Annotated in this window: 6 protein-coding genes; 1 reads left to right on the top strand and 5 read right to left on the bottom strand. The window is 66.8% G+C overall.

The window, feature by feature from the left end; all coding sequences use genetic code 11:
• Positions 1 to 160: 160 nt before the first annotated feature.
• Entirely contained in the window at positions 161 to 592 is a 432-nt protein-coding gene (locus tag FIF60_RS16315; RefSeq protein WP_144299349.1) for a hypothetical protein, read from the bottom strand.
• Positions 593 to 1,219: 627 nt separating this feature from the next.
• Here FIF60_RS16315 and FIF60_RS16310 point away from each other — a divergent pair.
• Positions 1,220 to 2,425 carry a cation:proton antiporter gene (locus FIF60_RS16310; protein WP_144299348.1) on the top strand — a complete coding sequence of 402 codons (1,206 nt, stop codon included), beginning with the start codon at positions 1,220 to 1,222 and terminating at the stop codon, positions 2,423 to 2,425.
• Positions 2,426 to 2,619: 194 nt separating this feature from the next.
• On the opposite strand, the gene FIF60_RS16305 is transcribed toward FIF60_RS16310, so the two are convergent.
• From FIF60_RS16305 to FIF60_RS16290, 4 genes are all read right to left on the bottom strand, one after another.
• Complete coding sequence (locus FIF60_RS16305) at positions 2,620 to 2,835, bottom strand: hypothetical protein (protein ID WP_144299347.1); 216 nt, start codon at positions 2,833 to 2,835, stop codon at positions 2,620 to 2,622.
• Positions 2,836 to 3,137: 302 nt separating this feature from the next.
• The gene (locus FIF60_RS16300; protein WP_144299346.1) at positions 3,138 to 4,334 is read right to left on the bottom strand and encodes an amidohydrolase; all 1,197 of its coding nucleotides are present in this window, start codon (positions 4,332 to 4,334) and stop codon (positions 3,138 to 3,140) included.
• 1,351 nt (positions 4,335 to 5,685) lie between these two features.
• Positions 5,686 to 6,663 carry an NAD(P)/FAD-dependent oxidoreductase gene (locus tag FIF60_RS16295; protein WP_144299345.1) on the bottom strand — a complete coding sequence of 326 codons (978 nt, stop codon included), beginning with the start codon at positions 6,661 to 6,663 and terminating at the stop codon, positions 5,686 to 5,688.
• Between the two features lie 890 nt (positions 6,664 to 7,553).
• Positions 7,554 to 8,033 carry a RidA family protein gene (locus FIF60_RS16290; protein ID WP_144299344.1) on the bottom strand — a complete coding sequence of 160 codons (480 nt, stop codon included), beginning with the start codon at positions 8,031 to 8,033 and terminating at the stop codon, positions 7,554 to 7,556.
• Positions 8,034 to 8,127 lie beyond the last annotated feature (94 nt).

The following is an 8,127-nucleotide window of genomic DNA, read 5'->3' as shown; positions in this document are numbered from 1 at the left end:
ACGAGGCCCCCGGGAAGCCTTGGGTGCAGGGGCCAGCGCGGCCTTCAGTGCCACCATCGCAGGGGTGACGTCGCTGCCGCCCTCCCAGGCCGCCACCACCGCTTCGGCAGTCATGCGCAGACCACCGCCGCCACGGCCCACAGAAGGCCGCTGAGTGGCCTCAGGCCCTGACCGCCGCGTTTGGGGTGACCGTCGACGCCTCCACCGCATCCACGGAGTCGCTGTGAGTGAGCGCGGGGGTGATGGGCGCTTGCGGCTGAAACTCGTCATCCGCCGACCCATCGATCAGCGCCGGGTCGACGCCCAGGCGCTCGTCGCGAGGGCGGTCGTCCGTCACATCCTCACCCCCGATCGCGTCGAGCCCGACCGCCGTGATCGCGAAGCCGCGCCGGCCGTCCTCGGTTGCGATGATCAGCATTTCGCGTGCGTGGGCGTCGAGTTCCGCGAGCGCCAACAGGCCGCGCTTGGCCAGCGCCTCGCACACGCGCTGCAGTGACGCGCCAGGCAGGCGCTTGTGCTTCGTCACCAGGCGGTCGTCGCGCGCAGCCGCAGCACTCAGGACCAGAAGGTGGGTATCGGAAAGGGTTGTCATCTTCAGGGCTCCTCTCGTGGCGGAGCCCGACCACCGGGCTCCTACGAGCCCAAGCCCCGCTCCCGGGGCAGCGCGCGACGCCCGCATTGCGCCCGGGTCAGCCTGGCGCGAATTCTCCGCGACGACGGTAGGCTTTCTTCGTCCGACCAGCCCGCATCGCTCTCTCCATCTCCGTGCCACCAACACGTCGCTCTGTGCGGCCGCAAAGTGAAGCGGAGAAGAGAGCAACGACATTACGATCTTCGTGCGACCGCGATCGCATCATGATCACGCCAGCCCGGAGCGCCCGTGCCGGCACTCGAGTGTTTAAGTGGTCAGCAGCGCCGGTCCGTGCTCGGCGCCATGGACGACGGCGCAGCTCACCGTGCTGGCGATGCCGTGGCATGCAGTCATTGATGCAGTCGTGAACACACGCGTCCCGAACCGCAGCGCACTCGCTGACGTTAACTTTGTTCCGACAAGGCATCGCGCCAGACAATGCTGCTCTCGGAACGCTCACACGGCCACGAATGGTCGCCCTTTGACGGCATGAGGTTGTGCGTGAGGCCATAGTGACGAAAGAGCCCGTGCTTAAGGAGCAAGGCCATCGATCTCTACGTTCTTCTTTTCGCGCTGGCGGGCGGCGTCATGTTGTTGACCGCATGGCTCCCGGTTCTGCTCGTCCGCGCCCCGCTGTCGTTGCCAATGGTCTGCATCGCAATCGGTGCGGCCTATGTCTGGTCGCCGATGCCCATGCTCGGCGTGGCCAATCCACTAGAGAACCTTGCGCTGACCGAACGGCTGACGGAGTTTGTCGTCATCGTCTCACTGATGGGGGCAGGGCTGAAGCTGGACCGGCCGCCAGGGCTTCGAACCTGGATGACGACGTGGCGGCTGCTGGCCATAGCGATGCCGCTGACCATCGGCGCCATTGCGGCGCTCGGCTGGGCCTTTCTGGGCCTGGGAGCGGCGTCTGCGGTCCTTCTGGGCGCAACTCTCGCGCCGACCGATCCTGTCCTGGCAAGCGATGTGCAAGTTGGTCCGCCGAACTCCGCCGAGGAGGATCCAGTGCGCTTCGCGCTGACCTCAGAGGCCGGGCTGAATGATGGCCTGAGCTTCCCCTTCGTCCATTTCGCGATCGCGCTCGCGCTGTCGGCAGAGACGAGCGAGCCTTGGCTGGCCACGTGGTTCGTGGGCGACGTGGTTTGGAAGCTTTCAGCGGGTGCAACGATCGGTTGGATGACGGGCCGCATCATCGGCTACGTCACGTTCAGCTTGCCGGCGAAGCTACAGCTGTCCGATACGAATGACGGGTTGGTCGCACTCGGGCTGACGCTGCTTTCCTATGGCGTCGCCGAGATGATCCACGGCTACGGGTTCGTTGCCGTTTTCGTCGCAGCAGTGACCCTGCGCGCGGCGGAGCGTGCTCACAGCTACCACGAGGAGCTGCACGCGTTTGCCGAACGGATAGAGCGTCTGGCGATGACACTCCTCCTGGTGTGCTTCGGTGCGGCGATCGCCGAGGGCTCGGTCTTCGGGTCGATCGACTGGGCCATGATCGCAGTCGCGTTGGTGACGCTGCTTGCGGTACGTCCCGCGGCTGCTTTCGTCAGCCTGATCGGCACGACCCCGCCGCTAGGCGATCGAGCCGCCATCGCCTTCTTCGGCATCCGAGGCTTCGGCTCGTTCTACTACCTCGCCTACGCGCTCGGGCGTGCCCCATTTGACAGTGGGGGCACGCTCTGGACGGTCATTTGCCTCGTCGTCGTCCTGTCAGTGGTGATGCACGGGATCGCGGTCACGCCGGTCATGGCGTATCTCGATCGAAAGCGCGCTGCCTCCGTGGCGTCCTGAGCAAAGGCGCTATAGAGCGCGTAGCGTGACCGGACCGCCTTGGTCTCGCTGTGGCAGCCCGCTCCTCAATCAGCCGGTCGGCGGGCCCGCGGATAGGCCAGCAGCAACCCGCCGAACACGGCGATCCAAAACAGATAGTGGGCAACAAACACCACCCAGGCCAGCGTCGGCTTCAGCGAGCTCAGGTTCGGATGTCACGAGGCCAGGTAATTGCGCACGCCGGTGGCGATGAAGGTGCGCGCCTCCCCAGGCTTGCCCTCGATCGATTTCGCGATGCCATACACGTCATCGGCGTTGCGCTTCAGGAACAGCCAGGAATCCTCATTGCGGAACTGCTGGTCGCCGCCCCAATCACGCGTGTAGATGAAGTCCACATCCTCGGTCTCGCGCGGCGACGTTGACCGCTCCACGCGCCGCACCTCGGTGCCAGTGACATAGCCGTGCCCACAAACGGACGGCTCATTTCGAACGGCACCCACAGCACGATCGCGGCAACGACGATGGCCAGCGCACGAAAGTCGCGCCGCCGGAGGCTGCGCCAGGCCAGCAGCAGCAGGATGGCCAGCAGCACCAGGCCAAGCGAAACGTAGTTGTAGAGAAAACTCATCAGCGTTCCGTCCTGCCTGTCGGCGTCGCCGCGCCACCGCGACCTACGCAACTCTATTGGACACGGCCCCAGGGAGCACGCTCAGGGTTGCCATGCGCGCAGGGATCACAAGATGGAGCCGTCCTGCGCGACGAGGCGGCCTCGGAAGAACACGAGGCGCCGCGGCGGATGCTGGCCAATCGCCTCGCCGATGGTCTCGGCCGAGATGCTAAAGAAACTCGCCTCCTTTCCCGCAGCGATGCCGTGGCCGGCGATGCCGAGGACCTCTGCTCCGACGGCAGAGCACATTCCGAACAACTGCTCCAGCAGAGTGTCGTGACGGACATCGACGCGCCAGCCGATGATCGCCGCGCGTTCCAGCATGTCGCCGTTGCCGTAGGGGCTCCAGGTGTCGCGCACATCGTCATTACCGCAGAAGACGCGAACGCCTGCATCAGCGAGCGCGAAGAGCGGCGGCAGCGTGGCGCCGCCAGCGCCATGGCTCGCCAACGCAACGCCGGCTTCTGCCATGAGCTCGGATGTTGCCTTCTGCTTGCTTTCGGCTACGCCACCGAGGCAGAAGCCGTGGCTGATCGTCACCTTTCCCTGCATGCCAAGAGCGCGCGTACGAGCGCAGATCTCCTGCACAGCGTAGAGGCCGAGCTCGCCCGGCTCGTGCAGATGGATGTCGATGCCGACCCCATGTCGCTCGGCGATGTCGAAGATGGTGTCGAGCTGGCCGCGGGCGTCGCGATCGACTTCGGATGGATCGATGCCACCGACCAAGTCCGCGCCGGCGCGGATCGCGTCCTCGACCAGTGCGGCGACACCGGGGACGCGCATCACGCCGGCCTGCGGAAAAGCCACGATCTGGATGCTGGCGAGATGCGCGTGCGCCTCCCGCGCCGCCAGCACGCCTTCGAGGGCACTCAGCTTGAAGGCGGGGGTGATGTCCGCATGAGTCCGAATATGGCCGGTGCCATGGGCCACGCAGCGGCGAATCAGCGCGCCCGCCCGCGCGGCCGTTGGGAGCGGCAGGGCTGGCAGCGTCTCCTGGTCGGTTTCGATGCGACTCATGCGGAAGGGCTTCGCGCGATGCGGCATCCAGGGCAAGCCGAACAGGGTCTTGTCGAGGTGCATGTGCCCGTCAGTCAGTGCGGGCAGCACGAGATCGCCGCCAAGGTCATGAACAACACCAGCTTGGGGCATGAGGCCGCTCGGGGGAATAATGGCGGCGATGCGCGTGCCCTGGACGGCGATCGCCATGCCCTCTCGGCCGTCAGGCAGACGGACATTGGTGAGCAGGATGTCGGCGGCGGTCATTGCAGGAGCTCCGCTGTTAGGGCCTGCGCGAAATCCTGAGTGTCGCCCAGGCGTCCGGAGGCCGGCAAGTTGACGCACGCAGGACGTTGCTCGCCCATGCGACCTGCGCGCCCAAGCCAGACGGCGTACAAGCCAACAAAGCTCCAAACCCCCAAGCTACTGAAAAGTTCAGCAGGTCACCACGCAGCCTGTGCCGGTAATCCCCCGGGCGCGCGAGCGGCGTCGATCTTGGTACGAGCGCGAACGAGTTCACCAACCGCGTCGTCGGCCGCGCCTATGCCGAGTACCTGGCGAACGCAGACCTCGCCACGCCCATCCCCCGCGATGACACCATCCCCCTCGTCACCGAGGGGACGCAGATCCTCAGCATCACCCACACGCCGCTGGCTGTGACCAACCGAATTCGGCTCACCTGCCTAGGCTTCGGCATCGCGGCCAGCGGCTATACGGCGATGGCGCTCTTCCGAGACGGCGTCGGCGTCCAGGTCGGTCGCGCGACGAACAACGCTTCGTGGGAGGTGCCGCTTGGCTTCGACTACGAGGAGGCCGCCGGCACGACCTCGCCGATCGCGTACACGGCCCGCGCTGGTGCGTCCTCAGGATCGATGCGCATGAATGGCACGACCACAGGCCCGGCTCTACGGGGGCGCCGCGCGCACCACGCTGGTGCTCACGGAGCTGCGGCCATGACGATCGTCGCACGCTGGGGTGATGCGGAGCGGTGCTCCGTGCTAGTGCTGAGCGGCATGGATGGCGCGCCGCTGGCTGCAGAGGCGGTGCCGGGGGATGCGGTCTGGGCTGCGCTGGTCGCGGCGGGCGTGACCCCGGAGCCCTACGCCGAGCCGGCGCCGCCGCCCGACGCGCTCGTGTCGCTCTCCGTGGTCACGGAGCGGCTGAAGGCTGCCGGCGTCTGGCAGGCGATCGTCGCGCTGGTCTTCGATCCTGCGAACCGCAGTGCGCTCGCAGACCTCGTCATGGTCCAGCAGGGCATCGCGCCGAACGATCCCGTCGCACGCGCGCTCATCAGCGCGGCGGGAGCGGATCCGGAGGTCGTGCTGCGGCCGCCATGCTTCCATTCGCCGCGTTATCAAGCGTCGCCCCGCCCAGAAGAAAACTGGGCGGGCCGTTTCGCGCTATGGCGCAGCTGCCTCCGATCGGCGGCAAATGATCAACCTCCCAACGGCTATTTGCCGGGGTGCGCCCGCCGGGCGGGAGCGCAGGCACTCTGCCGTACGCCAGCAGCGACGCGAATAACTCGTGTTCGTCGCGCCAGAGGCGGCGGATCCATCCGATCGCGCAACGCAAGTGGCCTATGTCGCCAGTGCCTTGTGCGGCGCTTGCAACGCGGCGCTCAATCTCGCGACGCGCTCTCAACGCCGGCGGTAGGCCCGTCTTCAACCGGCAGCTCGCAGTGGTTATGGATGTGTGTCGCGGCGACAGCGGCGTGGCCCATCCCTACGACGATCTGGTCGAGCCCCAGCACCACGTCGCCAACGGCATACAGCCCCTTCACAGTCGTCTGGCAATGGGCGTCCACCAGAACCGCACCGGCGGCGTCACGTTCGGCGCCCAACGCTCCGGCCAACCCAGAGCGGTAGGTCAGCCCGAGCGCCGAGTAGAGGATGTCGAAGCGCAGTTCCGCCCCGCCGGAGGTGCGCACGGCCGCTATACGGCCATCTTGCACGTCGAGCCCCGAGATCGGCTCGTCCACGAGACGGATGCGGTGTCGCTCCGCGAGCGCACGCTGCGGCGGGAGCAGGTCAAGGGGACGGCCGAGCGTCAGCAGCGTGACGTCGTCCGAGTAGGTGCGCGCGATAAAGGAAGCCTCGCCCAGGCCGCGCGGCCCATGCCCGATCACCGCGATGCGGCGGTCCCGCGATTCGTAGCCATCGCAGATCGGGCAATAACGGACGAGGCCGCGACGCACGGCATCCGGGAGGTCCGGCAGATCTGGCTCGACATCGATCCCGCCAGTGGCAAGCAGCACCCGTCGCGCGTCCACCTCGCAGCCCCCCTCCCTCGTTTCAACCTCTGCACGGAAGCCGTCTCGTCCCGACTTGCGCAGCGCAGCGACGCGGCCGTCGAGCGGCGAGACACCGTAGCGGCCGGCGTGCTCGCGCACGCGCGCAAGAATCTCCGGGCCCGGGATACCGTCGGCGAAGAAGGGGATGTTGTGGCTGCTGGGAATCCAAGCGGCGCGCGGATCCCCCTCGTCGACCACCAGCGCACGCCGACGGAAGCGTGCGAGGTAGAGCGCTGCCGTCATGCCCGCAGGTCCCCCGCCGACGATCAGGCAATCCAGGCCGTTCTGGGATACAGGCAAGCTCATGCGGGAACCTTCAGCAGGTCGCGAGTCGCACTGCGCTCGGTGCAAGCGGTCATCTTGCTCCCAAGCGGCTCGACCGCCCTTCGTGCAACCATAGCTTGTGTGCTGCGCCCGGTTCCTTCGCCCACCGCGTTGCCAGCGATGTTTGACTGTTCTCATTGCTGCTTTCTGCGCGCCGTACGCCGGGGCGCTCCGCTCGCTGCAAGCCCGTGCGATGCTAACCTACCTCACGTTTGCCCATCCCAGGCGCCACGGCAGGAGTTGGCGCATCGAGCCTGAGATCAATCGCACGAGGCGCTGCGTGGTGGCCGTGGGCGAGATGGCCCATGGCCGACGCGACCTCACCAAAGGTGGGCGGGCTGCGGAGGCGCAGCGAGATGACGCCGTCGTCATACACGAAGCGCAGACGGCCGGCGGCTGGGACGCAAGGGTCACGTGTGTGCACCATGTTTCGAACTCCGTTGGAAGATGGCTTAAGGGGCGATCGCCGTACACGCCTGTTCGAAGGACTCGGCTGTAGGCTTCGCCGCACGGCACCATCGGGCGCTCTTGGGCGCGAATGGGCCTCTTCACCTGTGTGGAGAGTAGCGCTTCGGTCTACCGGCGCGGCACCCTCGGAAACTACCAACGCGCAACGCTGCAGCGTGTCAGCCGCGCTGAAGCGGTGCAGCCGAGGCTGCGAGGTGGGCGAGCGCAGGCAGCGAGGTTGCCTCCGTCTCGCGCATGATCGCGGCCCGGTGATTTCGACGGTCCTTCGGCTTATGCCAAGGTCGACGTTGATATTCTTGCGAGGCACGCCGGCGAGGACAGATCCATGATCTGACGCTGACGTGACGTTAGCCCAGCGAGCCGGCGCGCTGCGGCTTCCGCCTCCTGCCGAGTGAGCCGTCGGCCTATCCCGAGTGATCGGCGGTGGTAGCAGGCACGACCGCTGGCAGCCGATGCGCTGCTGGTACAAGCGTCCGTCCAGCAGATTCCCAGTCGGCTGAGCGCGGCCATCCGACCTTGATCTCGAAATCGAAGCCGGCCAGCCAGGTGACGCCCACTGCCGTCCGGTTTGGATAGGGGGGCGCGCCGATGGCGCGCTCTCGCACCGCCATCACGGCCTCGAGCTGCGCTGGCGGGTCGGTATGGAAGGTCGTGACATCGATGACGTCGTCGAGCGTGCAGCCGGCGGCCTGGAGCACCGCGGCAAGGTTGTCGAAGGCGAGCTGAACCTGGCGCGCAAAGTTCGGCTCGGGCGAACCCTCCTCGCGGCTCCCCACCTGGCCGGAGACGAAGAGGAGATCGCCGGAGCGGATCGCGGCGGAGTAGCGGTACTTCTCGTAAAGCGCACGCCGTCTGTCGGGAACTATGGCTTGCCGTTCGGGCATGGCTCGGTCCTCTCTGGAGTGTGGGAGACGTCGTCGCGAATAAGGCGTCTCCCCCTCATCCGCAGAAGAGTTGCTCGATCGTCAGCCGTCCAAA

This window comes from Elioraea rosea (assembly GCF_007644105.1).
Classification (GTDB): domain Bacteria; phylum Pseudomonadota; class Alphaproteobacteria; order Acetobacterales; family Acetobacteraceae; genus Elioraea_A; species Elioraea_A rosea.
The sequence above is the reverse complement of the archived record's forward strand: the minus strand, read 5'-3'. Positions and strand labels throughout refer to the sequence as shown.

Bases quoted from the DNA above. Each gene is read 5' to 3' on its own strand.
- FIF60_RS16315 (WP_144299349.1), bottom strand. From the start codon at position 592: ATGACAACCCTTTCCGATACCCACCTTCTGGTCCTGAGTGCTGCGGCT.
- FIF60_RS16310 (WP_144299348.1), top strand. From the start codon at position 1,220: ATGTTGTTGACCGCATGGCTCCCGGTTCTGCTCGTCCGCGCCCCGCTG.
- FIF60_RS16300 (WP_144299346.1), bottom strand. From the start codon at position 4,334: ATGACCGCCGCCGACATCCTGCTCACCAATGTCCGTCTGCCTGACGGC.
- FIF60_RS16295 (WP_144299345.1), bottom strand. From the start codon at position 6,663: ATGAGCTTGCCTGTATCCCAGAACGGCCTGGATTGCCTGATCGTCGGC.
- FIF60_RS16290 (WP_144299344.1), bottom strand. From the start codon at position 8,033: ATGCCCGAACGGCAAGCCATAGTTCCCGACAGACGGCGTGCGCTTTAC.